Origin of the sequence: Stenotrophomonas sp. CASM110 (assembly GCF_049384345.1) — a bacterium.
Taxonomy (GTDB): domain Bacteria; phylum Pseudomonadota; class Gammaproteobacteria; order Xanthomonadales; family Xanthomonadaceae; genus Stenotrophomonas; species Stenotrophomonas muris.
The window spans coordinates 161,314-184,739 of sequence record NZ_JBMRGI010000009.1; the positions used below are offsets into that span (position 1 = coordinate 161,314).

The 23,426-nt window shown below is 65.5% G+C and carries 35 protein-coding genes and 1 tRNA gene; 17 read left to right on the plus strand and 19 right to left on the minus strand.

The window, feature by feature from the left end:
• The first annotated feature begins 14 nt into the window (after nucleotides 1-14).
• Nucleotides 15-1,922 carry a 1-deoxy-D-xylulose-5-phosphate synthase gene (dxs, locus tag VG561_RS10305; RefSeq protein WP_032956193.1) on the plus strand — a complete coding sequence of 636 codons (1,908 nt, stop codon included), beginning with the start codon at nucleotides 15-17 and terminating at the stop codon, nucleotides 1,920-1,922.
• A gap of 139 nt (nucleotides 1,923-2,061) precedes the next feature.
• On the opposite strand, the gene VG561_RS10310 is transcribed toward dxs, so the two are convergent.
• The 3 genes from VG561_RS10310 to VG561_RS10320 all read right to left on the minus strand — a co-directional run bounded on the left by VG561_RS10310 (nucleotide 2,062) and on the right by VG561_RS10320 (nucleotide 3,802).
• On the minus strand, nucleotides 2,062-2,265 hold the full coding sequence (locus VG561_RS10310) for a hypothetical protein (RefSeq protein ID WP_005417823.1): 204 nt from the start codon (nucleotides 2,263-2,265) through the stop codon (nucleotides 2,062-2,064).
• 174 nt (nucleotides 2,266-2,439) lie between these two features.
• Entirely contained in the window at nucleotides 2,440-3,003 is a 564-nt protein-coding gene (locus tag VG561_RS10315; protein ID WP_032956176.1) for a DUF3011 domain-containing protein, read from the minus strand.
• A 127-nt stretch (nucleotides 3,004-3,130) separates the two neighbouring features.
• Nucleotides 3,131-3,802 carry a response regulator gene (locus tag VG561_RS10320; RefSeq protein ID WP_041863644.1) on the minus strand — a complete coding sequence of 224 codons (672 nt, stop codon included), beginning with the start codon at nucleotides 3,800-3,802 and terminating at the stop codon, nucleotides 3,131-3,133.
• A 340-nt stretch (nucleotides 3,803-4,142) separates the two neighbouring features.
• On the opposite strand from VG561_RS10320, the gene VG561_RS10325 reads away from it, so the two are divergent.
• The 7 genes from VG561_RS10325 (at nucleotide 4,143) to VG561_RS10355 (ending at nucleotide 7,857) form a co-directional block, all read left to right on the plus strand.
• Nucleotides 4,143-4,760 carry a hypothetical protein gene (locus VG561_RS10325; protein WP_014647832.1) on the plus strand — a complete coding sequence of 206 codons (618 nt, stop codon included), beginning with the start codon at nucleotides 4,143-4,145 and terminating at the stop codon, nucleotides 4,758-4,760.
• On the plus strand, nucleotides 4,757-5,308 hold the full coding sequence (locus VG561_RS10330) for a GTP-binding protein (protein ID WP_164077552.1): 552 nt from the start codon (nucleotides 4,757-4,759) through the stop codon (nucleotides 5,306-5,308). Before VG561_RS10325 ends, VG561_RS10330 begins: the two co-directional genes overlap by 4 nt.
• The gene (locus VG561_RS10335; RefSeq protein WP_262093548.1) at nucleotides 5,301-5,672 is read left to right on the plus strand and encodes a roadblock/LC7 domain-containing protein; all 372 of its coding nucleotides are present in this window, start codon (nucleotides 5,301-5,303) and stop codon (nucleotides 5,670-5,672) included. The genes VG561_RS10330 and VG561_RS10335 overlap by 8 nt, the downstream gene beginning before the upstream one ends.
• Nucleotides 5,673-5,735: 63 nt before the next feature.
• A complete protein-coding gene (locus VG561_RS10340) occupies nucleotides 5,736-6,098 on the plus strand; it encodes a hypothetical protein (RefSeq protein ID WP_075076308.1) in 363 nt (120 codons plus the stop codon).
• 109 nt (nucleotides 6,099-6,207) lie between these two features.
• Nucleotides 6,208-6,654 (plus strand): pilin, encoded by a 447-nt coding sequence (locus VG561_RS10345; protein ID WP_075076307.1) that lies wholly within the window; start codon nucleotides 6,208-6,210, stop codon nucleotides 6,652-6,654.
• Between the two features lie 153 nt (nucleotides 6,655-6,807).
• Entirely contained in the window at nucleotides 6,808-7,263 is a 456-nt protein-coding gene (locus VG561_RS10350; RefSeq protein WP_164077549.1) for a pilin, read from the plus strand.
• Between the two features lie 111 nt (nucleotides 7,264-7,374).
• Nucleotides 7,375-7,857, plus strand: coding sequence for a pilin (locus VG561_RS10355; RefSeq protein WP_423179561.1), 483 nt, complete (start codon nucleotides 7,375-7,377; stop codon nucleotides 7,855-7,857).
• A 45-nt stretch (nucleotides 7,858-7,902) separates the two neighbouring features.
• Here VG561_RS10355 and VG561_RS10360 read toward each other — a convergent pair whose 3' ends face one another.
• Together VG561_RS10360 and VG561_RS10365 are read right to left on the minus strand one after the other, a co-directional pair.
• Nucleotides 7,903-8,286 (minus strand): hypothetical protein, encoded by a 384-nt coding sequence (locus tag VG561_RS10360; protein WP_262093546.1) that lies wholly within the window; start codon nucleotides 8,284-8,286, stop codon nucleotides 7,903-7,905.
• A gap of 37 nt (nucleotides 8,287-8,323) precedes the next feature.
• Nucleotides 8,324-8,581, minus strand: a complete 258-nt coding sequence (locus VG561_RS10365) for a hypothetical protein (RefSeq protein ID WP_061478083.1) — start codon at nucleotides 8,579-8,581, stop codon at nucleotides 8,324-8,326.
• Between the two features lie 394 nt (nucleotides 8,582-8,975).
• Between VG561_RS10365 and VG561_RS10370 the strand changes: the two genes are divergently transcribed.
• From VG561_RS10370 to VG561_RS10385, 4 genes are all read left to right on the plus strand, one after another.
• Nucleotides 8,976-9,257: a hypothetical protein gene (locus tag VG561_RS10370; RefSeq protein ID WP_180834955.1), complete on the plus strand. Its 282-nt coding sequence runs from the start codon at nucleotides 8,976-8,978 to the stop codon at nucleotides 9,255-9,257.
• A 12-nt stretch (nucleotides 9,258-9,269) separates the two neighbouring features.
• Complete coding sequence (locus VG561_RS10375; RefSeq protein WP_014647839.1) at nucleotides 9,270-9,503, plus strand: DUF1653 domain-containing protein; 234 nt, start codon at nucleotides 9,270-9,272, stop codon at nucleotides 9,501-9,503.
• A gap of 91 nt (nucleotides 9,504-9,594) precedes the next feature.
• Entirely contained in the window at nucleotides 9,595-10,167 is a 573-nt protein-coding gene (locus VG561_RS10380; RefSeq protein ID WP_046431777.1) for a TetR/AcrR family transcriptional regulator, read from the plus strand.
• A gap of 13 nt (nucleotides 10,168-10,180) precedes the next feature.
• The gene (locus VG561_RS10385; protein ID WP_014647841.1) at nucleotides 10,181-10,513 is read left to right on the plus strand and encodes an SMR family transporter; all 333 of its coding nucleotides are present in this window, start codon (nucleotides 10,181-10,183) and stop codon (nucleotides 10,511-10,513) included.
• Between the two features lie 22 nt (nucleotides 10,514-10,535).
• Here VG561_RS10385 and VG561_RS10390 read toward each other — a convergent pair whose 3' ends face one another.
• Both VG561_RS10390 and VG561_RS10395 read right to left on the minus strand, forming a co-directional pair.
• The gene (locus tag VG561_RS10390; protein ID WP_005417836.1) at nucleotides 10,536-10,709 is read right to left on the minus strand and encodes a DUF1328 domain-containing protein; all 174 of its coding nucleotides are present in this window, start codon (nucleotides 10,707-10,709) and stop codon (nucleotides 10,536-10,538) included.
• A 94-nt stretch (nucleotides 10,710-10,803) separates the two neighbouring features.
• The gene (locus VG561_RS10395; protein ID WP_262093543.1) at nucleotides 10,804-11,445 is read right to left on the minus strand and encodes a LysE family translocator; all 642 of its coding nucleotides are present in this window, start codon (nucleotides 11,443-11,445) and stop codon (nucleotides 10,804-10,806) included.
• Between the two features lie 162 nt (nucleotides 11,446-11,607).
• Between VG561_RS10395 and VG561_RS10400 the strand changes: the two genes are divergently transcribed.
• Nucleotides 11,608-12,300 carry an aspartate/glutamate racemase family protein gene (locus tag VG561_RS10400; RefSeq protein ID WP_032956186.1) on the plus strand — a complete coding sequence of 231 codons (693 nt, stop codon included), beginning with the start codon at nucleotides 11,608-11,610 and terminating at the stop codon, nucleotides 12,298-12,300.
• A gap of 12 nt (nucleotides 12,301-12,312) precedes the next feature.
• Here the strand turns inward: VG561_RS10400 and VG561_RS10405 are convergent, their stop codons facing one another.
• Complete coding sequence (locus VG561_RS10405) at nucleotides 12,313-12,708, minus strand: hypothetical protein (RefSeq protein WP_032956187.1); 396 nt, start codon at nucleotides 12,706-12,708, stop codon at nucleotides 12,313-12,315.
• A gap of 241 nt (nucleotides 12,709-12,949) precedes the next feature.
• Here VG561_RS10405 and VG561_RS10410 point away from each other — a divergent pair, with 241 nt between their 5' ends.
• Nucleotides 12,950-13,465 (plus strand): DUF3011 domain-containing protein, encoded by a 516-nt coding sequence (locus VG561_RS10410; RefSeq protein WP_262093542.1) that lies wholly within the window; start codon nucleotides 12,950-12,952, stop codon nucleotides 13,463-13,465.
• Nucleotides 13,466-13,551: 86 nt separating this feature from the next.
• Complete coding sequence (locus VG561_RS10415; protein WP_032957620.1) at nucleotides 13,552-14,001, plus strand: GNAT family N-acetyltransferase; 450 nt, start codon at nucleotides 13,552-13,554, stop codon at nucleotides 13,999-14,001.
• On the opposite strand, the gene VG561_RS10420 is transcribed toward VG561_RS10415, so the two are convergent.
• The 11 genes from VG561_RS10420 to thrS form a co-directional block, all read right to left on the minus strand.
• Nucleotides 13,980-14,321, minus strand: coding sequence for a low molecular weight protein tyrosine phosphatase family protein (locus tag VG561_RS10420; RefSeq protein WP_014647846.1), 342 nt, complete (start codon nucleotides 14,319-14,321; stop codon nucleotides 13,980-13,982). The two genes, VG561_RS10415 and VG561_RS10420, sit on opposite strands and share 22 nt — an antisense overlap.
• Complete coding sequence (locus VG561_RS10425) at nucleotides 14,318-14,518, minus strand: hypothetical protein (protein WP_049442386.1); 201 nt, start codon at nucleotides 14,516-14,518, stop codon at nucleotides 14,318-14,320. Before VG561_RS10425 ends, VG561_RS10420 begins: the two co-directional genes overlap by 4 nt.
• A 117-nt stretch (nucleotides 14,519-14,635) precedes the next feature.
• Nucleotides 14,636-14,712 (minus strand) — tRNA-Pro (locus VG561_RS10430).
• Between the two features lie 68 nt (nucleotides 14,713-14,780).
• Entirely contained in the window at nucleotides 14,781-15,137 is a 357-nt protein-coding gene (locus tag VG561_RS10435) for a MerR family transcriptional regulator (protein WP_005410431.1), read from the minus strand.
• Nucleotides 15,118-15,417, minus strand: a complete 300-nt coding sequence (locus tag VG561_RS10440) for an integration host factor subunit alpha (RefSeq protein ID WP_005410432.1) — start codon at nucleotides 15,415-15,417, stop codon at nucleotides 15,118-15,120. The genes VG561_RS10435 and VG561_RS10440 overlap by 20 nt, the downstream gene beginning before the upstream one ends.
• Before the next feature lie 27 nt (nucleotides 15,418-15,444).
• Nucleotides 15,445-17,826, minus strand: coding sequence for a phenylalanine--tRNA ligase subunit beta (pheT, locus tag VG561_RS10445; RefSeq protein WP_262093478.1), 2,382 nt, complete (start codon nucleotides 17,824-17,826; stop codon nucleotides 15,445-15,447).
• Nucleotides 17,827-17,913: 87 nt separating this feature from the next.
• On the minus strand, nucleotides 17,914-18,909 hold the full coding sequence (locus VG561_RS10450; RefSeq protein ID WP_005417865.1) for a phenylalanine--tRNA ligase subunit alpha: 996 nt from the start codon (nucleotides 18,907-18,909) through the stop codon (nucleotides 17,914-17,916).
• Between the two features lie 193 nt (nucleotides 18,910-19,102).
• On the minus strand, nucleotides 19,103-19,462 hold the full coding sequence (gene rplT, locus VG561_RS10455; RefSeq protein ID WP_005410435.1) for a 50S ribosomal protein L20: 360 nt from the start codon (nucleotides 19,460-19,462) through the stop codon (nucleotides 19,103-19,105).
• Between the two features lie 11 nt (nucleotides 19,463-19,473).
• On the minus strand, nucleotides 19,474-19,671 hold the full coding sequence (gene rpmI / locus VG561_RS10460) for a 50S ribosomal protein L35 (RefSeq protein ID WP_005410436.1): 198 nt from the start codon (nucleotides 19,669-19,671) through the stop codon (nucleotides 19,474-19,476).
• 266 nt (nucleotides 19,672-19,937) lie between these two features.
• Complete coding sequence (gene infC / locus VG561_RS10465; RefSeq protein ID WP_079222586.1) at nucleotides 19,938-20,480, minus strand: translation initiation factor IF-3; 543 nt, start codon at nucleotides 20,478-20,480, stop codon at nucleotides 19,938-19,940.
• Nucleotides 20,481-20,528: 48 nt separating this feature from the next.
• Complete coding sequence (gene thrS / locus VG561_RS10470) at nucleotides 20,529-22,430, minus strand: threonine--tRNA ligase (protein WP_032957627.1); 1,902 nt, start codon at nucleotides 22,428-22,430, stop codon at nucleotides 20,529-20,531.
• A gap of 429 nt (nucleotides 22,431-22,859) precedes the next feature.
• Here thrS and VG561_RS10475 point away from each other — a divergent pair, with 429 nt between their 5' ends.
• Both VG561_RS10475 and VG561_RS10480 read left to right on the plus strand, forming a co-directional pair.
• Complete coding sequence (locus VG561_RS10475; protein WP_005410439.1) at nucleotides 22,860-23,156, plus strand: hypothetical protein; 297 nt, start codon at nucleotides 22,860-22,862, stop codon at nucleotides 23,154-23,156.
• Nucleotides 23,156-23,419: a hypothetical protein gene (locus tag VG561_RS10480; RefSeq protein ID WP_032957460.1), complete on the plus strand. Its 264-nt coding sequence runs from the start codon at nucleotides 23,156-23,158 to the stop codon at nucleotides 23,417-23,419. The genes VG561_RS10475 and VG561_RS10480 overlap by 1 nt, the downstream gene beginning before the upstream one ends.
• The last annotated feature ends 7 nt before the right edge of the window (nucleotides 23,420-23,426 follow it).

Below are 23,426 nucleotides of genomic sequence, written 5' to 3' on the forward strand. Positions count from 1 at the left end.
AAAGTGCGAACATGATGATCGACTCTGCCCGCTATCCCCGCCTCGCGCGCATCCAGACGCCGGATGACCTGCGCACGTTCGACGAATCCGAATTGAGGGCGGTTGCCGACGAACTGCGCGCCTACCTCATTGAATCGGTGGGCAAGAGTGGCGGCCACTTCGCCGCCGGCCTGGGCGTGATCGAGCTCACCGTGGCCCTGCACTACCTGTACCAGACACCGCACGACCAGCTGGTCTGGGACGTCGGCCATCAGACTTACCCGCACAAGATCCTGACCGGCCGCCGCGACGAGATCCACACCGTCAAGCAGAAGGACGGCATCGCGCCGTTCCCGAAGCGCGAGGAAAGCGAGTACGACACTTTTGGTGTCGGCCACTCCTCGACCTCGATCTCGGCCGCACTGGGCATGGCCATCGCCCGCCAGTCCGAAGGCGACGACCGCAAGATCGTGGCGGTGATCGGTGACGGCGCGATGACCGCCGGCATGGCGTTCGAAGCGCTGATGCACGCTGGCGGCATGGAGCCGGAGCCGAACCTGCTGGTGATCCTCAACGACAACAACATGTCGATCTCCGAGGCCGTGGGCGGCCTGACCAAGATGCTGGGCCGCGCCACCGGCAGCCGCACGCTCAACGCGCTGCGCGAAGGCGGCAAGAAGATTCTCGGTGACAAGAAGAACAATCCGGCACGCTTCGTGAAGCGCTGGGAAGAACACTGGAAGGGCATGTTCGTGCCTTCCACGATGTTCGAGGAAATGGGCTTCCACTACACCGGCCCGATCGACGGCCACGACATGCCCGCCCTGCTGTCCACGCTGAAGACGCTGCGCGCCTCCAAGGGCCCGAAGCTGCTGCATGTGATGACCACCAAGGGCAAGGGTTACGAGCCGGCCGAAGGCGACCAGATCGGTTACCACGCCGTGGGCCCGTTCGATCCGGACAAGGGCCTGGTGGCCAAGGCCGGGGCCAAGAAGCCGACCTACACCGATGTATTCAGCGACTGGCTGTGCGATGCCGCCGCCGCCGAGCCGCGCCTGTACGGCATCACCCCGGCGATGCGCGAAGGCTCCGGCCTGGTGCGTTTCAGCAAGGAATACCCGCAGCGCTATTTCGACGTTGCGATTGCCGAGCAGCATGCGGTCACCCTCGCCGCCGGCATGGCTACCCAGGGTGGCAAGCCGGTGGTGGCGATCTACTCGACCTTCCTGCAGCGCGCGTACGACCAGCTGGTACATGACGTGGCCATCCAGGACCTGGACGTGCTGTTCGCGATTGACCGCGCCGGCGTGGTCGGCCCGGACGGTGCGACCCATGCCGGCAACCTCGACCTGAGCTTCCTGCGCTGCGTGCCGAACCTGGTGGTGATGGCACCGTCCAACGAAGCCGAGTGCCGGCAGATGCTCAGCACCGGCCTGCAGCACCCGGGCCCGGCCGCCGTGCGCTACCCGCGCGGCACCGGCACCGGCGTTGCAGCCGGCACCGACCTGTCGACCCTGCCGATCGGCAAGGGCGAACTGCGCCTGCAGGGCAGCCGCATTGCCCTGCTCGCCTTCGGCAGCACCGTGGCCGCCGCCGAGCAGGTCGGCCGCGAACTGGGCCTGAGCGTGGTCAACATGCGTTTCATCAAGCCGCTGGACCGCGAGCTGGTGCTGGCTGTCGCCGCCCAGCACGAGGGCCTGGTGACGATCGAAGACAACGTGGTGGCCGGTGGCGCCGGCTCCGGTGTTGGTGAACTGCTCAATGCCGAAGGCGTGCTGCGTCCGATCCTGCACCTGGGGCTGCCCGACAGCTACCAGCACCATGCCAGCCGCGAAGACCTGCTGGCCGAAGCCGGCATCGACGCCGCCGGCATCCGCGCTGCTGTGCTCAAGCGCTGGCCGCAGCTCGCCGCAGGTACCCCGCCGCTCAGCGCGGCAGGCTGAGGCCGATCACCACCCGGTAGATCCACACAGGGCGCAATGGGCGCGGACAGCGTCCGCACCCTCCAGGCTCGAAACCCGTAGATCCACGCCATGCGTGGATGATGGAATTCCGGGTGCCTGCCTTGGCAGGCACCCGCGCTCAGCCGTAACTGACCGCTTCGACGAATGCGCCGCTGGCTTCCACGCGCACGGCCGCACGCTGACCGGTGTCGACAAAGTGCAGGCGGGCCAGGGTCTCGGCGAAGTCGTAGGCGCGGGCGCCATCGCGGAACTCGATCGGCTCCGGCCGGTCCGGATGCAGCACGCGCCACTGGCGCTGTTCGCATTGCAGGCGGATCAACATGCAGCTCACTCCTTGAGACAGCGTATCGACGGCGGCGGGATGCCCATGCCGGTTATGGCACACGGCACCGCTGGAATTCAGGGCACGCAACGTGCCCTGATCGCAGACAATACGGCGTTCAAAATGTGAGCTGTATCAGATTATTCTGATTTTCATGGGCTGAACCCGTAAAGGTCAGTTCACCTGGAACTGCGCCCGGCAGCCATCACTCACCCAGATGCCGCGGCGATCCCAGCCCCAGCTCTGGCCTTCGATGCAGGCGCTGCGTGAGTCCTGGCGGATCAGCCGCACACCCCGGCGGATGCGCGCATCGCAGTACTCCTGCCGATGTCCATTGGAATGGCAGGTGACCACATCGCCGCCGCCCCATCCGTTGCCATTGCCATTGCCCCAGCCGCCACCATTGCCACCCCAGCCGCCACCGCGGCGGTATTCACCGACGAATTCGGCACGGCACCCCTGTGTGACCCAGACGCCGTTGCGCGACTGGCCCCAGGTCTCACCTTCCACACAGGGCGAACCGGACAACTGGCGGATCAACCGCGCGCGGCCGTCCAGGCGGCACTCATTGCTGCGGTTCTTGACCGACTCGCAGCGCACGATGCCGCTGCCATCGCGGCCACCATAGCGGTCGTCGTCATAGCCGTAGCCATAGCTCTGCGCCTGGGCGCCGCCGGCCGCCGCCAGCATCGGCAACAGGGTGCAGGCCAGGGTGCGCCAAGTGAGTGCCTTGCCCATCGAGATCTCCAGATGAATACGATGGCGCAAGCATCCGGGATTCACGGCCCGACGCACAGAGGGGAGCGCAACGGCAGTTTTTCCCCATTCAAACAACGCAACCGGACCTGACTGGACCTCCGTGAGCTCATGGCCCCCCGTTTGCTGCCCCACTGGCCATGCCACCGGCATTGCCCAGGCGTTCCTCGAACGCATAGGCGAACAGCTCGGCATCATTGCTGATGCCCAGTTTCCTCATCGCCGAAATGCGTTGCCGGCTGATGGTACTGACGGTGCGCCGCAGCTGCCCGGCGATCTCTGTGATCGAAGGCCCCGACACATACAGCCGCAGAACTTCCAGCTCCTTGGGCGACAGTACTGAAAGCGATCGCTCACGCCCGGAGTCCTGCAGGCAGGGCGCCAGCTCGGGGTCCAGGTAGATCCCGCCACTCAGCACGGCATCGACCGCCTTGCGAACGCCATCCACGCCACTGCTTTTGCACACCAGTCCCCGCACACCCGTGCGCATGGCCATGTTCAAGGTCGTGGCATTGGTGACCATCGTGACCAGGATCACCGGCACCTTGGGGTAATTGCGACTCAACGCCTGCAGCATCGACTGGCCATCCGAGCGCCCCCCAGTGGGCATCGAGAAATCAGTCACCACCAGATCAACGACTTCTTCGGCCAGGATCGACATAAGGCTTTCTGCACACCGCGCCTCTGCCACCACGCGATGGCGCCCACCAGCCTCGATCACGATGCGCGTACCAAGCAGGATCAGAGGATGGTCGTCCGCGATGGCAATTCGAGTGAGCATGCTGATTACCCGTAAATAGTCACGCCGCAATGCGCAGCAAAAACCCTAGTAATCATTCCGGGCAACGTCAACTTAACAATGATCCACTGCAATTGATTTCATTCAAGCAGAATCGCCAGCCCGTTTCCATTATTTGCATTCGCGATCATAAACAAACGCCGCGCGTGAAATTTCCCAATAGTTTCATTCCAGAAATCCGGAAAGGCCGCTTACATATCCATCTCCGATTACTCGCTGCGCTGGACACCCCATGGTCCGATTCCGTCGTCAATCGTTTGAGGATCTGCAAGGACCACTTGAACCAACGCCGCTGGCACCGGCAACACTGCCGACGGCAGCATTGCCGTTCGTACAGCAGTTGCGCCTGCACCTAGCAAGCGACAGCACGCCGTCACGGCGGCCGGCCCATGCCGCGATCATCCACGGCGAGGCCACGGTGTGCTGGCTGGATGCCAGGAACGACCGGATGATGACCACTGCGCCAGCGCCGATCACCCTGACGCTGCTGCAGAGGCTGTTGCGCGATGAGGATCCCCCGCTGAGTCTGGTGCCGGTGACCCAGGATGTGTTCATGCAGCGCGCGACAGTGTCCAGCAACATCCCGCTACGCCCGACCCTGTGGAACGTCGGCCTGTCCACGGCTGATCACAACGCGCCGATGCCTACCCTGCACGAGAGCGCGAAGCTGCGCCTTCGTCGCTGGCCGGATTTCCGCATCCTGGCCCATCGGCCGGATCATTTCCGGCTGTGCGCGCTGCTGATCAAGCAAGGCGCATCCGTGCAGGCGTGCTGCGACCTCCTCGACCTGCCGCGCCGTACCGTGCAGTCGTTCTTCAATGCGGCGTTTCTCACCGCCTATGCCTTTCCCGTCGTAGGCGAGGACGCACCCGTGCGCCCCTCGCCCACCGATGGCCTCGTCAACCTGTGGCGACAACTTCGCATCCGCTGGAGTGCATGACCGTGCGTGAGCACAAGATCGTAGTGATGGGCCCACTTGGCGCGGGCAAGTCCACCCTCGTGCAGACCCTGACCCGGGGCAAGGCCGTAGTGACCGAGGCCCGCAATACCGACCCTGCCGTGGGCAAGCAGTACACCACCGTAGCCATGGACTATGGCGACATCGACCTGCCGGGTGGCGACCGCCTGCGCCTGTATGGATCGCCCGGACAGGAGCGCTTCTCGTACATCTGGCCGATCCTGCTGGCCGGTGCCGAAGGCGCCATCGTCCTGATCGATGGCAGCGCCAGCAAGGACAGTACGCTGGCGGGGCAGCACCTGAAGGCCATCGCAGACAACGCGCCGGGCCTGCCCGTGGTCATCGGTTTCACCCGGTGCGGCAGCACCGATGACCCGGTACAGCCGCACTGGCAGGACTGGTTGCAGGACCACGCACCGCACCTGCCGGCGTTGCCGCTGGACCCACGCGACATGGCGCAGGCCATCACCACGATGGATCTGCTGATGAGCCAGATCGAATGCAATGCCATGGCGGCCGCCCATGAATGACATCGGCCACGCTTCGGCACTGAATGCCCTGGCACGCGACGTCACCGGCATCCAGGCCCTCGTCGTTGCCAGCACCGATGGTTTTGCACTGGCCCAGGCCGGCCCGCAAGGCCATGTCGCCGATCGTCTGGCCGCGATGACCAGCTCGATGCTCGGCCTGGCCAGTGCGCTGGGTCGCGAACTGCACTTTGGTGAACTCGACACACTCATCCTCGATGCCGCCAACGGCAAGGTTCTGATGCTTGCCATTCCCGGAGCACAGCCCCGCCTATTGATGACCGCATGCGACCACAGCTGTGTCATCGGCAACGTGCTGTGGCATGCCAAGCAGTGCGTACGTGCCCTGACCGACAACCCGAACTGATGCATGCCCCTCTCGCTGATCAGACGGCTCTTCAACTCTTCACACCCGCAACGGACCACTGAAATGAATATCGCCATCAACAAATGCCTGGACACACTCATGCAGATCAACGGCGCACAAGCCGTTGCCCTGGTCGACTACGAAAGCGGCATGCTGCTCGGTGAAGCCGGCTCAGGCGTGGACATGGAACTGGCGGCCGCTGGAAACACCGAGGTGCTGCGCGCCAAGATGAAAGCGGCTGAAGCGCTGAAGCTCAACGACAGCATCGAGGACGTGCTGATCACCCTGGGTCGTGCGTACCACGTGCTGCGCCCGGTGTCGGCCAAGAAGGGCCTGTTCTTCTATGTGGTACTGGATCGGCAGAAGGCCAATCTTGCTCTCGCCCGGCGCATGGTGCTGGACGTGGAAACCTCGCTGGCGCTGTAGCGCACGACAACGATAGCCAGGGGATGCGAATGCCGGGGCTGCTCTGGGGAGAGCGGCCCCGGCCTGTGGTTGCACCGCGCGCCCTTCTCGACAACGGGAGCCGCCCTCCATGCGCCCTCGATCAACCACACAGGCGGCACGTCGCCCCCGCCACTACCGGCCCTGGGTGTCGGTCTGCATCGTCGCCGGACTGACAGCCGTCTACGCGCTACTGTTGTGCGCGCCCTCGGCAGATGACGCTACCGGCCGCACCCGGCCGCGCGACGCGGCCAGCGTGCTGGGCGGCGCCATCGCCGCCGTGGAAAGCAGTTACGCCAAAGGTGATCTCACCGTGACCGACCAGCATCTGGGTCTGCCTGCCAGCGCCGCGCATTGCGCGCACCTGCGCGCCGCGCTCCCCGACACCGGCCGCGCAGTGCTGACCTGTGATCTGCGCCAGGACGGCCGCCTGCAATGGTGGCGAACCCCTGCCGGAGAATGGCGATGCAATGCGGGCATGGCCGATGTGCAGGCAGCGCCTGTGCCATGCCCAACGCAATTGCGGCGCACTTTCTGATTATTCGCAAAACAGTCGCGCTGCCATTCAACACGTTCAACTTTACCAGTTCTTGAATATACCCACTGCCGTGCACGTGATTTCCTATGACTGCGCCACGAATGCTTGTTTCGGGGCCAGACCAACGAAACCACCACGCCACAGAGGATTGTCATGAATACCGAAATCGGCCGTACACGCCACGCAGGCAAAAGCGCATCCCGGCAGAAGGGCTTTTCCCTTATTGAACTCATGGTGGTGGTGGCGATCATCGGTATTCTGGGGATGATTGCCCTGCCGCAGTATCAGCGGTTCTCGGCCAAGGCAAAGCTGGCCGCTGCCCTCGCAGAAGTCGCCGGTGGAAAAGTCGGCGTTGAATCACTCCTCGCCGAAGGCAGCACGATCACCTCGCCGGAATCGATTGGCTTGCCCGAGTCAAGCTCCCGCTGTACCTGGATTACGGTGACAAGCGATGTCACGAATGGAGCTACGAGCATCAACTGCGAGCTCAAGAGCGACGCTGCAATCGGCAGTGGCAGCCTGACCCTGGATCGCGACTGGCAGGGAGCCTGGCTCTGCAAGGGCGACATTCCGGACCGGAGCCTCCTTCCCCAGGCCTGCATGAACTGATCGCACGCGTAAGCCCCTACATAGATCGCCGGGCCTGTATCCAGTTGCGCGCGTCTCTCCCATTGTGTGCGCCGGCCGCGATTCAAAGTTGATTTCCTCATGGAGGATCCTATGAAAAAGAAAATCTCAAGGGCCGGCCACGCGGTGAGGCGTACACATCGGCAACGAGGGTTTTCTCTGGTCGAACTCATGGTGGTCGTAGCCATCATTGCAGTTCTTTCCCTGATCGCAGTTTCGCAATACAAGAAGTTCTCTACCAAAGCCAAGCTGGCGGCGGCGTTGGCCGAACTGGCCGGTGGGAAGGCGGGAGTGGAGGCGTGGTTGGCCGAAGGAGGTGATCTCCTTGGATCAGACAACCGCAAGCTGGGCCTGCCGGAGAGCAGCGAGCGCTGTGAAACCATCACGACGAGAATTGGTCCAGATGGCGACCTGGAAATCGATTGCCTGCTGCGGTTCGATACCGGCTACAACGTGGGGACATGGCGAAACAACCTGATGCTGATCAGGGATTCGGGCAGCCATGAATGGCGCTGCTGGACTGCCATCCCCTATTACGACCTCCTGCCCAAAGGCTGTGGCCCCGGCAATCCATAGCCTGCCATGCAGATACTTCAAGCTGTTCACGCTTTGCCGCTCCAGTCAGGCAGTGGCGCCTGCGAAAGCCGGCCGTCCCCCCTCCCCTCCCTCGTCATCGCCGATGCAAACCCCTGGATCCGACGCGAACTGATACGCAGACTCCGGCCCCATCTGGACGGCAGAACCCTCGGCGAAGCGCGCTCGCCCGCAGAGGCTCTGACCCAGATCGCCAGCCCGCGCTGCAACGTACTGATCATCGATCCCTGCATGCCGACTGTGGGCCAGGCCGACGGCATGCCCCTGCTGCGCCGCATCTGCTGCCTGCGCGGGGATCTGCTCATCCTCGTGCTGGTCCAACAGCCCTTGCGCGTACTGCAGGATCGCGCCCTGCCGGCACAGATCGGTCATGTCTATGCCAAAACGGTGAATCCATCGTGGCTGTGCCATGTCGTAAGCCAGGCACTGCGCGGGGGATCCTCCGGCGTTACGCCACCGGCGCAGGACGCAAACCGGTAACCGGCCCGGAGGCGGTCGCCATCGCCTCGAAATGCACGGCATCCACGCTACTGCCCAGCGCCTCCACGCGCACCGTGCTGCCCTGGCCGGTCCGGCGATGGTGGGCGCTGGCCAGGCCAACCGCGGCATCGAACGCTGCGGCCCCGGAGTTGAATGCTTCGGCGACGCCTGCGGCCGGATCCAACAGGGACCACTGCGCGGCACTGCACTTGACGGTAATGACCATGGGACGCTCCTTCTGGGATAGGCGCAGGGGGCACCAGAGCCTCTGCTGATGCCGTCACCCTAGCCATGCCATCAGGGTGGTCCCATCAGAAAAGTACGAAAAGTCCGCGCCAATGCGTCAGAACCCCACCCTCATCACATCCCTGAGTCCGTTTAGCTCGTTCATTCCGTGATCCTTGTCACGGAGTCAGCTGGGCTTCACACTACCATCATCAACAGGGGCCCCTTCCACATGCGCACCTTCTTCTCGCACCAGCGTTCGACGTTGCTGAAGTTCTATTTCGTGGCCAGCTATCTGATTCTGATCGAAGAGTTGGTCCGCGCCGCCGTGCATTGAGCGCTTGCTGACGGGCTATTTGCGACAGAAAATGTTGCTTTACGCACGGAGCTCGCGCATGAAGGTGCTTCTTCTGATTCCAGCGCTGCTGGTTCTGGTCGCATGCGCGAGCCCGGACAATGCAGCCCCGCGTGCCGACGGCAAGCCTTCGACCACCATGCCCAAGGTAGGCGGCGATCGCGACGCGCACGGCTGCATCGGCTCGGCCGGCTACCAGTGGTGCGAGCACAGCCAGCGCTGCGAGCGGCCTTGGGAGCTGGCACAGGCACACGGCCTGGCCAACAGCGCCGAGGCCATCGACGCGTACTGCGCCACGCCCGCCAGCCCGGCGCGCAAGTGAGCACGACCCGTCATGGCTGAGCTGAGTCCCCTGCCCGACCTCGCCCGTGGCCGGTATCGCCACTTCAAGGGCGGCGAGTACGAAGTGATCGACATCGTCCGCAGCAGCGAGACGCTGGAACCATTGGTGCTGTACCGCGCACTCTACGGCGAAGGTGGCCTGTGGGTACGCCCCTACCCGATGTTCGTCGAGCAGGTCCCAGGCAAACACGGCCCGCAGGCGCGTTTCGCACGCATCGACGATTGATCCGGCTCCCACCGGGCGGTGGCCGATGGTCGCGCCGGTGACGCGATCCGGCTGCGCTACAATCATACCGTCCAGTCGGTTTCTTCCCATCATGTCCTCGCCCCCTCCCCGCTCGCGGCGCAAAGCGCCCGACAGCGTGCGCCAGTCATTGCTGCACGCCACCATTGCCGTGATTGGCCAGCACGGGCTGGCGGCACTGACCGTGCAGGATGTCGCGCGCGTGGCCGGGGTCAGCAAGGGCGCGTTGTTCCACCATTTCAGCAGCAAGCAGGCACTGGTCGATGAAGCCATCGGCGCACTCATCGGCGAATTCGAGGCGCGTGTGCGCGCGCTCCTGCAGGACGGCACGCCCGGCCACGGCTGCTTCAGCCGCGCCTATGTGCGGGCCAACTTCGAGCACCTGCTGCAGCAGGAACAGGACAACGACATCGGCCTGACCCTGGGCAACCTGATGGAGCCGGCCCTGCTGGCGCACTGGCGCGACTGGAAGCGCGCGATGCTGGCCGAGTTCCCCGGCGAAGCCGGCGATCCGCGCCTGTACGCGGCACGCTGCGCGGCCGATGGCTATTGGGCCACCGCCTATGGTCGGCCGCTGGACGAAGCAGAGCGCCTCAATGCGCTGGCGATGGCCGAGCAGGCCCTCAAGCTGTGCGACCCGCAGTGACCCGGAGCCCGCGATGAACCCCTATATCTACCTGGCCGCCGCCATCGTGCTGGAAGTGATTGCCACGTCGCTGCTGAAGGCCTCGGACGGCATGAGCCGGCTGTGGCCGACACTGGGCGCGCTGGTCGGCTACGGGCTGTGCTTCTACCTGCTGTCGGTCACCATGAAGTCGGTGCCGACCGGCATCGCCTATGCGATCTGGTCCGGCGTCGGCATCGTGCTGATCTCGCTGATCGGCCTGGTGGTGTTCAAGCAGCGGCTGGATGCAGCTGCGCTGGCCGGCATCGCGCTGATCTGCGCCGGCGTGCTGGTGATCAACCTGTTCTCGCGCAGCAGCGCGCACTGAACACGCTGCTGCGCGACAGGTGCTAGCTGACCTTCTTCGCCACGCTCATGCCGATCAGGAACAGCACCACGGCAATGATGATGCCGGCCCAGAACAGGAACTTGGCGATGCCCACAGCGGCACCGGCGATGCCGCCGAAGCCCAGCACGCCGGCGATGATGCCGATGATGGCGAAAATGATGGCCCACTTGATCATGTCAGTCCTTACCCCGCAGGGAACGCAAACGGTGTGATCAGGCTAGGCCGCAGCCGATGCGGCAATCGTGAAAAGGCCGCGTGTGCGGCGTGAATCAGCGCGGCCGGAAGCGCAGCAGCGCCACCGCGAAGGCCAGGAACACGCTTCCCACCAGCCGCTCGAACCAGCGCCGTGCGAACGGCTTTGCAAGCCAACGGCGCAGACCGTGGCCACCGGCGGCGTACATCACGTACCAGAACAGTTCGCAGGCCGCGAAGGTCGCCACCAGCACGCTGTACTGCACGGCCTGGCTACGCGACGGATCAACGAACTGCGGCAGGAACGCCGCGGCGAACAACAACAGCTTGGGGTTGCTCAGGCCAACCCACAGGCCGCCACGGAATACCGTCGCTGCGCCATGTACCGGCGCCAGTGTGACCTCGGCAGCATCGGCCACCGCGTGTGCCGGGCGGCAACTGTCACGCCACGCCTTGATGCCAAGCCAGGCCAGGTAGGCCACACCGAGATAGCGCAGCACTTCGAACAGCATCGGCGAGGAGTGCAGCAACGCGCTCAGGCCCGCAGCGGATGCGGCCAGCACCAGCAGCATCGCCAGCAGGCAGCCGGCCATGGCCGGCACGCTGCCACGGAACCCCAGCCCGACGCTGCGCCCGAGGATGTGCAGCATGTTCGGCCCGGGCGTCCCGCACAGCACGAAGACCGTGGCCAGGAACCACCACCAGGTATGCAGGGCCATTGCCGGTTTCCACTTCAGAAGACGGCACCAGCATAGGGCACCCATGCAGGACGCGGCACATACAGCGGGCGGTGGATGCGACGGTTACAGATGCCGGCGCCCGTGCACGGCAGCGCCACTGCCATCTGTGCTGCAATGGCCGTCTCTGGCTTGGAGCAGTGCATGAAGACCCTTGGCCTGATCGGCGGCATGAGCTGGGAAAGCTCGGCGCAGTACTACCGGCTCATCAACGAGGCTGTGCGGCATCGCCTCGGTGGCGCGCATTCGGCGCAACTGCTGCTGTGGTCGGTGGATTTCGCCGGCATCAAGCAGCTGCAGCACGACGGCCAATGGGATCTGCTGGGCAACCACATGCTCGATGCTGCACGGCGGCTGCAGGCCGGTGGCGCCGAGCTGCTGGTGATCTGCACCAACACCATGCACACGCTGGCCGGCCGGATCGAAGCCGGATGCCCGCTGCCCCTGCTGCATATCGCCGACCCGACCGCCGCGGCGATCCTGCAGGCCGGCATCCGCAAGGTGGGACTGCTCGGCACCGCCTTCACCATGGAGCAGGCGTTCTACCGCGACCGGCTGCAGGACCGCTTCGGGCTGGAGGTACTGGTTCCGGAGGCCGATGATCGCCGCAGCGTGCACGACATCATCTACCAGGAGCTGATCTGCGGCGTGGTCAGCGAGCATTCGCGGCAGGCGTACGCCGGCGTGATCGCGCGCCTGGTTGCACGCGGCGCCGAAGCGATCATCCTCGGCTGTACCGAAATCATGTTGCTGGTCCGCGCCGAGGACAGCCCGGTGCCGCTGTTCGACACCACCACCCTGCACGCCCTGGCGGCGGTGGATGCGGCACTGGCCTGACCCTGCGCGCTGTCAGTCTTCGCCCTGCACTTCCAGTGCGGTGATCAACCAGTCGACCACGGCCTGCGAATCACACAGGAAGAAGATGGCATCGCCCGAACGCGCCTCGGTCAGCAGCCGATAGACGGTAATCGCCACTGCCGACTGGTTGGCGATGAACACCTCCGGGCTGCGCGGTCCCTCGCTGTGGCCGGCCACGGCATGCAGCGCCTTGCGCGCAGCCACGGTGGCGGGCGGGTCCGCGCTGCGGGCCAGTTCCGGCCCGCGCAGGCCCCACGCAATGAACACATGCTTGCCCTTGAACGTGGTGTCCAGGACACGCACCTGCCCGGCCTCTGCGCCAGCCGAGCGATGAATGACGGTACTGCTGATCAACGCAACCCCCTGTGGTCGTCGTGGTCCGCGCATCCTCCTCCACACGCCGGCTGCACGCCAGTGACGGCAGCCACAGGCTGGGCCGGCAAGCGTGGGAGAGATGTAAGAAGGTGTAAGCCGATGCGATCGGATGTGCCGCGATGATAAGGGATGTAAGGCTCTGCATGGGCCGGTGCACACTACTAAATCCCCACTGAGCCAACGCCGGAACGATCCGTTCCGATGGCCCCGGGCTGGTCCATTCTTGCGGCCCGTTCCCCTGCCGAGGCCCCCCATGACCCATCGCCTGCTGCTGCCGATTGCCCTCCCCACCCTGGCCCTGCTGCTGGCCGCCACCACGGTGGCCGCCCAGGATTACGGCGGCGATCCCATTGCGCCGCTGCGCTGCGAATCGCAGTTCAACAAGACCCAGCAGTGCCCGATCGAAGGCCGCATGCGCCTGGCCAGGCAGCTGTCGGTCACCCGCTGCGTAGAGGACCAGAACTGGGGCCAGAGCCGCCGCATGCTCTGGGTCACCGACGGCTGTCGCGCCGAGTTCGTGGCCGACGGACAGGGACGCGGCCGCTGGCCGGGGCGCGGCCGGGACCGTGACCGCGATGACGATGGCGAGCGCCTGGTCTGCGAGTCCTACGAGCAGAAGGACAAGGAATGCCGCATCCGTGTGCGCCACGAGGTACGCCTGGTCAAGCAGAAGTCGGTGACACCGTGCGTCGAGGATCGCAACTGGGGCTGGGACCGCCGCGGCGTGTGGGTCAGCGACGGCTGCCGTGCCGAGTTCCGTGTGTATTGACTGCCGACCACACGCTGGCTGTGGCGGATGCGCAGACGCGGCCGACGCGATCGATAGACTGGGCGCACCCAGCCCAGGAGCCTTCGATGGTGCCGCCCGATCCCTCCTCGACGATGTTGCACATCCGCGAGGCAATGCCCGCCGACGTTTCCGCGTTGATCGCGCTCGACAGCGTTGCGGTCCACGATCCGCAACGCGCACGGCAGATCAGCGACTGGCAGGCCCGTGGTGGCATGCACGTGGCCGAATGGGCCGGCCAGCTGGCCGGTTACCTGGTCATCCACCATCACTTCTTCGGCGAAGCCTTCGTCGAGATGCTGATGGTGGCGCGCGAACAACGCAGCCAGGGCGTCGGCGCCGCCCTGCTGCGCCATGCCATCGCGCTGCACGGCCACGGCAGGCTGTTCACTTCGACCAATGCTTCCAATACCGGCATGCAACGCCTGCTCGCCGCTTCGGGTTTCATCGACAGCGGCATCGTGCACGGATTGGACGAAGGCGATCCGGAGCTGCTCTACCGCTTTGCCGGCAGCTGATCGAGATACGTGGTCACCTTTGCATCCAGCAGGTCCATCAACAGCGGATCCATGCAGCGATAGTCGTCGGGGATATCCAGGCAATGCAGGCGCTTGTATTCCAGCAGGCGCGCATAGGCGGCCTGCAGGCGATGCTGGTGCTTGGCCTCCATCACGAAGATGACATCGGCCCAGCGGATATCCGCCGGGCCGATGGGGCGTCGTGCATGCGGACTGGTGCCGGCCGACAGCGCAGCGAAGCCGGGTCGCCGTCGCCACATGGCTTCGGCGGTCGGGCTGCGCAGCTGGTTGCGGCTGCAGACGAACAGCAGGTTGATCATTCCTGTTCTTGCAGTTGGCGGGCGCTGAGGACCGGATAGGTGAAGCCCAGCTGGCGTGCGCGCGCGAGCTTGGCGTCGCGCGTATACAGCAGCTTCCAGTTCTTCTCGGGCTTGTAGCTGTAGGCGGTCGTGGCGCGGTCGCCACCACGGTTGCGAGCCTGGCTGCGACGCCAGGCACGGCTTCTTGCAGAATCCATGATGTGTTCTCGTGAGTACCGGGTTCAGCAGCCGCGGTAGTACGAGTGGCGCGCAGCATACACCGCACGCACAAAAAAGCCCACGCATCGCTGCGCGGGCTTCTTGATTCATCACAGTGGTCGGGACGGCCGGATTCGAACCGACGACCCTCTGCCCCCCAGGCAGATGCGCTACCAGGCTGCGCTACGCCCCGACTGATGCTGCGATGTGCCCGCCACTGCGGCGGGCCGTGAAGTATAGCGGATTACGATGGAAATGGGATCAGCGGCGCAGCAACTGCAGCACTTCTTCCAGCTCCATGCGCACCTGCTTGATGATCTGGTTGCTCAGCGCCGATTCCTCGCGGGCATCGGGGCCGTCCAGACGCAGGCGTGCACCACCGATCGTGTAGCCCTGTTCGTACAGCAGGCTGCGGATCTGCCGCACCATCAGCACGTCGTGGCGCTGGTAGTAGCGGCGGTTGCCTCGGCGCTTGGCCGGCTCAAGGCTGGGAAACTCGGTTTCCCAGTAGCGCAGGACATGCGGCTTGACGTCGCACAGCTCGCTGACTTCACCGATGGTGAAGTAGCGCTTGGCCGGGATCGGCGGTAGTTCGCGGTTACTGCCCGGATCCAGCATAAGCTTCCACCCTCTCCTTGAGCTTCTGGCCCGGACGGAAGGTGACCACCGTACGGGCGGAAATCGGAATTTCCTCGCCGGTCTTGGGGTTGCGACCCGGGCGCTGGTTCTTGCGCCGCAGATCGAAATTGCCGAAGCCCGACAGCTTCACCTGACGTCCCTGTTCCAATGCTTCACGCAGCACATCGAAAAACGCGTCGACGAATTCCTTGGCTTCCCGCTTGTTCAGACCGACTTCGTCGAACAGCTTTTCCGCCATCTCCGCCTTGGTCAATGCCATTGCCTGCTACCCCCGAGTGCTGCCCGCTCAGCCGCGGATCCGGGCGTGGTGTTCACGCTCGATGGCAGTGACCGCCTCGGCCACCACCGCATCCACGTCGCGGTCCGTCAGAGTGCGCGACTTGTCCTGCAAAATCAAGCCCATAGCGAGACTCTTGAATCCCGGCTCGACGCCCTGGCCGACGTAACGGTCGAACAGGTTCAGGTCGCGCAGCAGCGGGCCGGCGGCCTGGCGGACGGTGGCCGCCAGATCGGCCCAGGCCACCTGTTCAGGCACCAGGAACGCCAGGTCGCGACGCACCGCCGGGAAGCGCGACAGCTCGCCGGCGCGCGGCAGTCGGCGGGCGGTCAGCGGCTCCAGGTCCAGCTCGAAGGCGTAGACGTCGGCTTCGATATCCATCGCCCGGGTCAGTCGCGGGTGGATCTGGCCGATCCAGCCGATCGCCACGCCATCGCGGAACACCTCGGCCGAACGCGCCGGGTGGCCGTAGGCGCGGACGGACGGGCGGAACTCCAGTTGCGCGCCACTGGCGGCCGCCAGCGATTCCAGGTCGCCCTTCAGGTCATGGAAGTCGACCTTGCGGGTCGGCAGGCCCCACTGCACCGCCTGCGCCTCACCGCAGACCGCAGCGGCCACGCGCGGGGTTTCCAGCGGTGCCGGCTGGCCGTCTCCGGCCTGCTGGGCGAACACGCGGCCGAGCTCGAACAGACGCACGCGGCCCAACTGGCGGGCGGCGTTGCGGCCCAACGTGGCGACCAGGCCCGGCAGCAGCGACGGGCGCATCACCGCCAGTTCGGCCGACAGCGGGTTGGCCAGCGGCACCAGGCCGTCGCGCAGCTGCCACTGGGTCAGCAGCGCGTCGTCGACGAAGGCGAAATTGACGGTTTCCTGCTGGTCACGGGCGATCAGCTGGCGGCGCACGCTCAGCGCGTCCAGCTGGGTCTCGCTCGGCATCGCCACGCGCGAGGCACCGCCCGGCAGCGTGGTCGGGATCTGCTCGTAACCGTGGATGCGGGCCAGCTCTTCGATCAGGTCTTCTTCGATGGCGATGTCGAAGCGGCGGCTCGGCGCGACCACCTGCCAGCCGTCGGCGGCGGCGACCACGTCCATGCCCAGCGCGCGCAGGATGCGCTCGACTTCCGCATCGTCGATGGTGATGCCGAGCACGCGGGTGATGCGGGCGCGGCGCAGCACGATGGTCGCTGGCTGCGGCAGATCGGCTTCACGCACGGCCTCGGTGACCGGTGCCGGGGTACCGCCGGCCAGGTCCAGCACCAGGCGGGTGGCGTACTCGATCGCGGTGCGCGGCAGCGCCGGATCGACGCCGCGCTCGAAGCGATGGCCGGCATCGGTGTGCAGGCCCAGCTTGCGGCCACGGCCCATGATGGCGGCCGGCGCGAAGTGCGCGGCTTCCAGGAACACGGCGGTGGTCGCGTCGGTGACGCGGGTGTCGAAGCCGCCCATCAGGCCGGCCAGGCCGACCGCGCGGTCAGCGTCGGTGACCACCAGGAAGCTGTCGTCCAGCGCAGCATCGCGGCCGTCCAGCAGCTTCAGCGTCTCGCCCGCGCGCGAACGGCGCACGGCGATGCTGCCCTGCAGGGTGCCCAGGTCGTAGGCGTGCATCGGCTGGCCCAGCTCCAGCATCACATACTGGGTGATGTCGACCAGCAGCGAGACCGGACGCACGCCACTGCGGCGCAGGCGCTCGGCCATCCACAACGGGGTCTTGGCGGCAGCATTGACGCCTTCGATGACACGGCCCAGGTAACGCGGCGCTTCGGCGCCGGCGTCGAGCTGGATGCCCAGCTCACGGCTGCCGACTGCCGGAATGGCGTCGGCAGCGAAGTCCAGCACTTCACTGCGGGTGGCGGCGGCGACGTCGTAGGCGATGCCGCGCAGGCCGAAGCAGTCGGCGCGGTTCGGGGTCAGCTTGATCTCGATGCTGGCATCCGGCAGGCCCAGGTACTCGACCAGGGTCTGGCCGACCGGTGCGTCGTCGGGCAGTTCCAGCAGGCCGGAAGCATCGTTGTCCAGGCCCAGTTCCTTGGCCGAGCACAGCATGCCGTTGGACTCGACGCCACGCAGCTTGGCCGGCTTGATCTTCAGCTCGCCGATCTGCGCACCGACCATCGCCAGCGGCGCGACCAGGCCCGGGCGCGCGTTCGGGGCGCCGCACACGATCTGCAGCAGTTCGCCCTGCCCGGCATCAACCCTGCACACCTGCAGGCGATCCGCTTCCGGATGGCGCACCGCATCGACGATGCGTGCCACGACCACGTGGTCGAGGCCTTCGCCCAGCGCGGTCACGTCTTCCACTTCCAGGCCGATGGCGGTCAGCACTGCACTCAGTTCATCGCGCGAAGCGCCGGTCGGGACGTGGCTGCGCAGCCAGTTTTCGGAGAATTTCATGGTGTCATCCTGGTGGGCCCGGCGCATGCGCCTGGGCCTGCGAATTTGGGAGCAGCCGAGCATGGCTCGGCCCTACACGGTTGCGGCTTACGCGAACTGTTTCAGGAACCGCACGTCGTTCTCGAAGAACGCACGCAGGTCGTTGACGCCGTAGCGCAGCATTGCAAAGCGCTCCACGCCCATGCCGAAGGCGAAGCCGGTGTAGCGCTCCGGATCGATGCCGACGTTGCGCAGCACGTTCGGATGGACCATGCCGCAGCCCAGCACTTCCAGCCAGCGGGTGCTGCCATCGGGCTGCTGCCAGGCGATGTCCACTTCCGCGCCCGGCTCAACGAACGGGAAATAGCTGGGGCGGAAGCGCATTTCGAAATCGCGCTCGAAGAAGGCGCGCACGAACTCGGCCAGCGTGCCCTTCAGGTCGGCGAAGGTCGAATGCTCGTCCACCAGCAGGCCTTCCACCTGATGGAACATCGGCGAATGGGTCTGGTCGCTGTCGCTGCGGTACACCTTGCCGGCGGCGATCATGCGCAGCGGCGGTGCGTGGTCACCCATGTAGCGCACCTGCACGCCGGAGGTGTGCGTGCGCAGCAGGCGGCCGTCGCCGAAGTAGAAGGTGTCGTGCATGGCGCGCGCCGGATGGTGCGGCGGGAAGTTCAGCGCCTCGAAGTTGTGCCAGTCGTCCTCGATCTCCGGCCCTTCCGACAGCTCGTAGCCCAGCCGGCCGAAGATGCCGGTGATGCGCTCCAGGGTGCGGGTGATCGGATGCAGGCCGGCGCGGTCGCCGTTGCGACCCGGCAGGGTGATGTCGATGGCTTCGGCGGCCAGGCGTGCATCCAGTGCCGCGTCCTCCAGCAGCGCCTTGCGCTCGCCGAGCGCGCGGGTCAGCGCGTCGCGGGCCTGGTTGATCGCTTCACCGGCGGCCTTGCGCTCGTCGGCCGGCAGGGCGCCGAGCTGCTTGAGCTGCGAGGTGATGCTGCCACTCTTGCCAAGCAGGGCCACGCGCAGCTGTTCCAGCACGTCGGGGCTCTGTGCGGCGGCCACATCGGCCAGCGCCTGGGTGGTGAGGGATTGGATGTCGCTCATGGGGGGCCGGAACTCCAGTCGATCTGCCATCGCGATGCGCGAAGGGCCGACCCCTGTCGCCACCGCCGTCCCCGCGCTGCCGCCATGGCCTCGCCGGGACCCAAAAAAGAATGGGGAAGGACTTGCGCCCTTCCCCATGCATTGCCTTGACCTGACACCGTTCCGGATGAACGGTTACGGCATCGGGAAGGACTTATGCCGCCAGCGCGCCCTTGGCCTTTTCGGCCAGCGCAGCAAAACCGGCTGCGTCGTGCACGGCGATGTCAGCCAGGACCTTGCGGTCCAGGGTGATGCCGGCCTTCAGCAGACCGTTCATGAAGCGGCTGTAGCTCAGGCCGTTGATGCGGGCAGCCGCATTGATACGGGTGATCCAAAGCGAACGGAAGTTGCGCTTCTTCTGCTTACGGCCGATGTAGGCGTACTGCTGTGCCTTGATGACCGCCTGCTTGGCGACGCGGAAGACCTTGCGGCGGGCGTTGTAATAGCCCTTGGCGAGATCCAGAATCTTCTTGTGGCGGCGACGCGCCTGTACGCCACGCTTAACTCGTGCCATTTTTCAGTTCCTCAGAGGTAAGGGAGCATGCGGTCCAGACGGCCTGCGTCTTCTGCACGGACATGGCCCGTCTGACGCAGATTACGCTTACGCTTGGTCGCTTTCTTCGTGAGGATGTGGCTACGGTTGGCGTGGCCGCACTTGTACTTGCCCGAGGCGGTCTTGCGGAAACGCTTGGCCGCTGCCCGGTTGGTCTTGATCTTGGGCATTGCAATGTCCTTGATGGGATTTGACCCTGGTTTCTGACTGATCTGGCGGCGGCCTGGGCCGCTCTTTCCGTCCTGCCATGATCGGCGTACGACCCGTCCTGGGTGGGTCGAGCCGGGCATGATACAGGCAAAACCGCCCTGCCACCAGCCCCAGCACCCCTTGCGCCGGCATTTCACCGGCGTCCTGCAAAAGCAAAGGGACGCCAGTGGCGTCCCCTTACCCTGAACCATTCAGCCAGGCGCCCCGGAAGGCGGCCCGTCAGGCCTCAGGTCTTCTTCTTCGGCGCGATCATCATGACCATCTGACGCCCTTCCAGGCGCGGACGGGATTCAATGACGATGTCCTCGCCCAGATCGGTCTCGATCCGGTTGGCCATTTCGCGACCCAGTTCCTGGTGGCTCATTTCACGGCCACGGAAACGGATGTTGACCTTGATCTTGTCGCCTTCTTCAAGGAACCCGCGCATCTTGCGCAGCTTGATCTGGTAGTCGCCCTCGTCCGTGACCGGACGGAACTTCACTTCCTTGATCTCGACCTGCTTGGTCTTCTTCTTGGCCTCGCTGGCCTTCTTCTGCGCTTCGAACTTGAACTTGCCGAAGTCCATGATCTTGCAGACCGGCGGATCGGCCTGCGGCTGGATTTCGACCAGGTCCAGGCCTTCATCTTCGGCCATGGACAGCGCTTCGTCGCGCGACAACACGCCGATCATTTCTCCGTCACTGCCGATCACGCGGACGCGCGGCACACGGATTTCCTGATTCTTGCGGTTCTGTTTGTTGTCAGGGGTGCTGATATTACGTTCTCCCAAGGGTATCGAACCGGTCCGGGTGCCTGTGCCCCCGGACCGGACCTTTGCTTACGCGCCCTCGGCCTGGAGCCGCTCGATGAAGGCCTGCAGGCTCATGCTGCCCAGGTCTTCGCCAGAACGCGTACGCACCGCCACAGCCCCATTTTCCTTCTCGCGGTCACCAATGACCAGCAGGTAGGGCACGCGCTGCAACGTATGCTCGCGGATTTTATAGCCGATCTTCTCGTTACGCAAATCCGAGCTGACGCGGAAGCCTTGCTCCGCAAGGGTTTTGGTCACGCCCGAGACGTAGTCGGCCTGGGCGTCGGTGATGTTGGCCACCACCACCTGGGTCGGCGCCAGCCAGGCCGGGAACTGGCCGGCGTGGTGCTCGATCAGGATGCCCAGGAAGCGCTCCATCGAGCCGACGATGGCGCGGTGCAGCATGACCGGATGCTTCTTCTGGCTGTTCTCATCCACGTACTCGGCGCCCAGGCGGCCCGGCATCATGAAGTCGACCTGCATGGTGCCCAGCTGCCAGGTACGGCCGATGGCATCCTTCAGGTGGTACTCGATCTTCGGGCCGTAGAAGGCGCCCTCGCCCGGCAGCTCCTGCCATTCCACGCCACAGGCGGACAGCGCCGAACGCAGTGCGCCCTCGGCCTTGTCCCAGGTGGCGTCGTCGCCCAGGCGCGATTCCGGACGCAGCGCGATCTTGATCTGGATCTCGTCGAAGCCGAAGTGCTGGTAGACCGCCAGCGCCTGCTGGTGGAACGCGGTCACTTCCGATTCGATCTGGCTCTCGGTGCAGAACACATGGCCGTCGTCCTGGGTGAAACCACGCACGCGCAGGATGCCGTGCAGCGCGCCGGACGGCTCGTTGCGGTGGCAGGAACCGAACTCACCGTAGCGGATCGGCAGGTCGCGGTAGCTGTGCAGGCCTTGGTTGAACACCTGGATATGGCCCGGGCAGTTCATCGGCTTGACCGCGTAGGTGCGCTTCTCCGACTCGGTGAAGAACATGTTGTCCTGGTAGTTGTCCCAGTGGCCGGACTTCTTCCACAGGCTCACGTCCAGGATCTGCGGGCAGCGCACTTCGCCGTAGCCGCTGCTGCGGTAGACCTTGCGCATGTACTGCTCGACCACCTGCCACAACGCCCAGCCCTTCGGGTGCCAGAACACCAGGCCCGGCGCCTCTTCCTGCAGGTGGAACAGGTCCTGCTGCTTGCCGATGCGGCGGTGGTCGCGCATCTCGGCTTCCTCGATGCGCTTGATGTACGCCTCGAGCTGCTTCTTGTCGGCCCAGGCGGTGCCGTAGATGCGCTGCAGCTGTTCGTTCTGCGCATCGCCGCGCCAGTAGGCGCCGGAGATGCGGGTCAGCTTGAAGGCCTTCAGGAAGCGCGTGTTCGGCACGTGCGGGCCGCGGCACATGTCCACGTATTCCTGGTGGTAGTACATGCCCATCGCCTGGATGTCGTCGGACATGTCCTCGATCAGGCGCAGCTTGTAGTCCTCGCCACGGGCCTTGAAGATCTCGATCACTTCGGCGCGCGGCGTCATCTTCTTGATGACGTCGTAATCCTGGGCGATCAGCTCACCCATGCGCTTCTCGATCGCGGCCATGTCGTCCGGGGTGAACGGGCGCTCGGAATAGATGTCGTAGTAGAAGCCCTCGGCGATCACCGGGCCGATCACCATCTTCACGTCCGGGTACAGCTGCTTGACGGCGTGGCCGACCAGATGGGCGCAGGAGTGGCGGATGATCTCCACGCCCTCCTCGTCCTTGGCGGTGATGATGCGCAGGCTGGCATCGTGGTCGATGACGTCACTGGCATCGACCAGCACGCCATCGACCGAACCGGCGATGGTGGCCTTGGCCAGGCCGGCACCGATCGACTGGGCGACGTCCATGACGCTGACGGGGTTTTCGAACTCGCGGCGGCTGCCGTCGGGAAGGGTAATGTTGATCATCGCATTGGCTTCGTGCGGGGCCCGCTGGGCGGGCTGGAAAGCGTTCCCGGGCCATTGCCCGGGCAATAAAAAAGCGCCGCGAGGGCGCCTGGAATACAGGGCCTTCGGGGGCAGGTCAACAGTGGGCGGTGGTAGTGCTCATGTCGCACGCTCGGCCGGCGCTGGGCGCGGGCCACCTTGTTCCAGTCAGGGTTCTGCGACGATCTTAAACCAGCACACCGGAAAGCCCAAGGCCTACCGTACGGTCCGCTGAATGGCCCTCGCTGGCGGCGTGAAAACGCAATGATTACCATGTCCGCGCAGCCCGCCCCGTGCCAGCCTGCCCGCTTCCCCCCAGGACCTCGTGATGCGCCACCCGCTCCGACCGGCTCCCGCCGGCCCCGCCCGTGCCCCGCGTTCGCTGGCCCGCTGCCATGGCGGCCGCCCGCAATGATCACCGTCGGCCTTTCCACGCTGGGCTTCTGCAGCCTGGGCATGCTGGCAGCGATGTTCTCGGCACTGGCCTTCTATGCCGCCTCGCCGCACTGCCGCTGGCCCCGCCTGCGCCGCGCCGGCCGCCTCGGCCGCCAGATCGGCCTGGTCGCCGCGGCTGCCGCATTGTGGCTGTGGATGGCCGAACTCGGCTTTGCCGCTGGCCTGGTGGCGATGCTGTGCACCTGGATGCTGGCCGCGATGCTGCTGCCGGCACTGGCCGCCTGGCATCGCCCGGGCACGGAGTCGCCCTGATGTGGCCGCGCGCCTTCGCCGGCATCGTGGCCGGCTTCTTGCTGGCCGCCGCCGCGACCGGGCTGGTGACGTGGTTGCCGCCGGGCCCCTGGCAGAACGCGCTGGTGCCCAGCCTGATCACGTTCATCCCGCTGTGGATGCTGGCTGCCCTGTGGGCGTTCAGCTTCCGCAGCGCGCTGCGCGCCTGGGTGACACTGGCCGGCAGCGCTGCGGCCGGCTTCGCCGTGCTGACGCTGCTGCGCCTGACCGGCGCGGTGCAATGAGACTCCC

Bases quoted from the DNA above. Each gene is read 5' to 3' on its own strand.
- VG561_RS10420 (WP_014647846.1), bottom strand. From the start codon at position 14,321: ATGATCAACCTGCTGTTCGTCTGCAGCCGCAACCAGCTGCGCAGCCCG.
- VG561_RS10390 (WP_005417836.1), bottom strand. From the start codon at position 10,709: ATGATCAAGTGGGCCATCATTTTCGCCATCATCGGCATCATCGCCGGC.
- VG561_RS10330 (WP_164077552.1), top strand. From the start codon at position 4,757: ATGACCGTGCGTGAGCACAAGATCGTAGTGATGGGCCCACTTGGCGCG.
- VG561_RS10435 (WP_005410431.1), bottom strand. From the start codon at position 15,137: ATGCTGGATCCGGGCAGTAACCGCGAACTACCGCCGATCCCGGCCAAG.
- dxs (WP_032956193.1), top strand. From the start codon at position 15: ATGATCGACTCTGCCCGCTATCCCCGCCTCGCGCGCATCCAGACGCCG.
- VG561_RS10315 (WP_032956176.1), bottom strand. From the start codon at position 3,003: ATGGGCAAGGCACTCACTTGGCGCACCCTGGCCTGCACCCTGTTGCCG.
- rpmI (WP_005410436.1), bottom strand. From the start codon at position 19,671: ATGCCCAAGATCAAGACCAACCGGGCAGCGGCCAAGCGTTTCCGCAAG.
- VG561_RS10320 (WP_041863644.1), bottom strand. From the start codon at position 3,802: ATGCTCACTCGAATTGCCATCGCGGACGACCATCCTCTGATCCTGCTT.
- VG561_RS10310 (WP_005417823.1), bottom strand. From the start codon at position 2,265: ATGTTGATCCGCCTGCAATGCGAACAGCGCCAGTGGCGCGTGCTGCAT.
- VG561_RS10425 (WP_049442386.1), bottom strand. From the start codon at position 14,518: ATGGATTCTGCAAGAAGCCGTGCCTGGCGTCGCAGCCAGGCTCGCAAC.
- VG561_RS10345 (WP_075076307.1), top strand. From the start codon at position 6,208: ATGCGCCCTCGATCAACCACACAGGCGGCACGTCGCCCCCGCCACTAC.
- pheT (WP_262093478.1), bottom strand. From the start codon at position 17,826: ATGAAATTCTCCGAAAACTGGCTGCGCAGCCACGTCCCGACCGGCGCT.
- VG561_RS10340 (WP_075076308.1), top strand. From the start codon at position 5,736: ATGAATATCGCCATCAACAAATGCCTGGACACACTCATGCAGATCAAC.
- VG561_RS10375 (WP_014647839.1), top strand. From the start codon at position 9,270: ATGGCTGAGCTGAGTCCCCTGCCCGACCTCGCCCGTGGCCGGTATCGC.
- VG561_RS10380 (WP_046431777.1), top strand. From the start codon at position 9,595: ATGTCCTCGCCCCCTCCCCGCTCGCGGCGCAAAGCGCCCGACAGCGTG.
- VG561_RS10405 (WP_032956187.1), bottom strand. From the start codon at position 12,708: ATGCGCGGACCACGACGACCACAGGGGGTTGCGTTGATCAGCAGTACC.
- VG561_RS10475 (WP_005410439.1), top strand. From the start codon at position 22,860: ATGATCACCGTCGGCCTTTCCACGCTGGGCTTCTGCAGCCTGGGCATG.
- VG561_RS10370 (WP_180834955.1), top strand. From the start codon at position 8,976: ATGAAGGTGCTTCTTCTGATTCCAGCGCTGCTGGTTCTGGTCGCATGC.
- VG561_RS10385 (WP_014647841.1), top strand. From the start codon at position 10,181: ATGAACCCCTATATCTACCTGGCCGCCGCCATCGTGCTGGAAGTGATT.
- VG561_RS10360 (WP_262093546.1), bottom strand. From the start codon at position 8,286: ATGGCACAGCCACGATGGATTCACCGTTTTGGCATAGACATGACCGAT.
- VG561_RS10335 (WP_262093548.1), top strand. From the start codon at position 5,301: ATGAATGACATCGGCCACGCTTCGGCACTGAATGCCCTGGCACGCGAC.
- VG561_RS10365 (WP_061478083.1), bottom strand. From the start codon at position 8,581: ATGGTCATTACCGTCAAGTGCAGTGCCGCGCAGTGGTCCCTGTTGGAT.
- VG561_RS10400 (WP_032956186.1), top strand. From the start codon at position 11,608: ATGAAGACCCTTGGCCTGATCGGCGGCATGAGCTGGGAAAGCTCGGCG.
- VG561_RS10450 (WP_005417865.1), bottom strand. From the start codon at position 18,909: ATGAGCGACATCCAATCCCTCACCACCCAGGCGCTGGCCGATGTGGCC.
- thrS (WP_032957627.1), bottom strand. From the start codon at position 22,430: ATGATCAACATTACCCTTCCCGACGGCAGCCGCCGCGAGTTCGAAAAC.
- VG561_RS10395 (WP_262093543.1), bottom strand. From the start codon at position 11,445: ATGGCCCTGCATACCTGGTGGTGGTTCCTGGCCACGGTCTTCGTGCTG.
- VG561_RS10415 (WP_032957620.1), top strand. From the start codon at position 13,552: ATGGTGCCGCCCGATCCCTCCTCGACGATGTTGCACATCCGCGAGGCA.
- VG561_RS10440 (WP_005410432.1), bottom strand. From the start codon at position 15,417: ATGGCATTGACCAAGGCGGAGATGGCGGAAAAGCTGTTCGACGAAGTC.
- VG561_RS10410 (WP_262093542.1), top strand. From the start codon at position 12,950: ATGACCCATCGCCTGCTGCTGCCGATTGCCCTCCCCACCCTGGCCCTG.
- rplT (WP_005410435.1), bottom strand. From the start codon at position 19,462: ATGGCACGAGTTAAGCGTGGCGTACAGGCGCGTCGCCGCCACAAGAAG.
- VG561_RS10480 (WP_032957460.1), top strand. From the start codon at position 23,156: ATGTGGCCGCGCGCCTTCGCCGGCATCGTGGCCGGCTTCTTGCTGGCC.
- VG561_RS10355 (WP_423179561.1), top strand. From the start codon at position 7,375: ATGAAAAAGAAAATCTCAAGGGCCGGCCACGCGGTGAGGCGTACACAT.
- VG561_RS10350 (WP_164077549.1), top strand. From the start codon at position 6,808: ATGAATACCGAAATCGGCCGTACACGCCACGCAGGCAAAAGCGCATCC.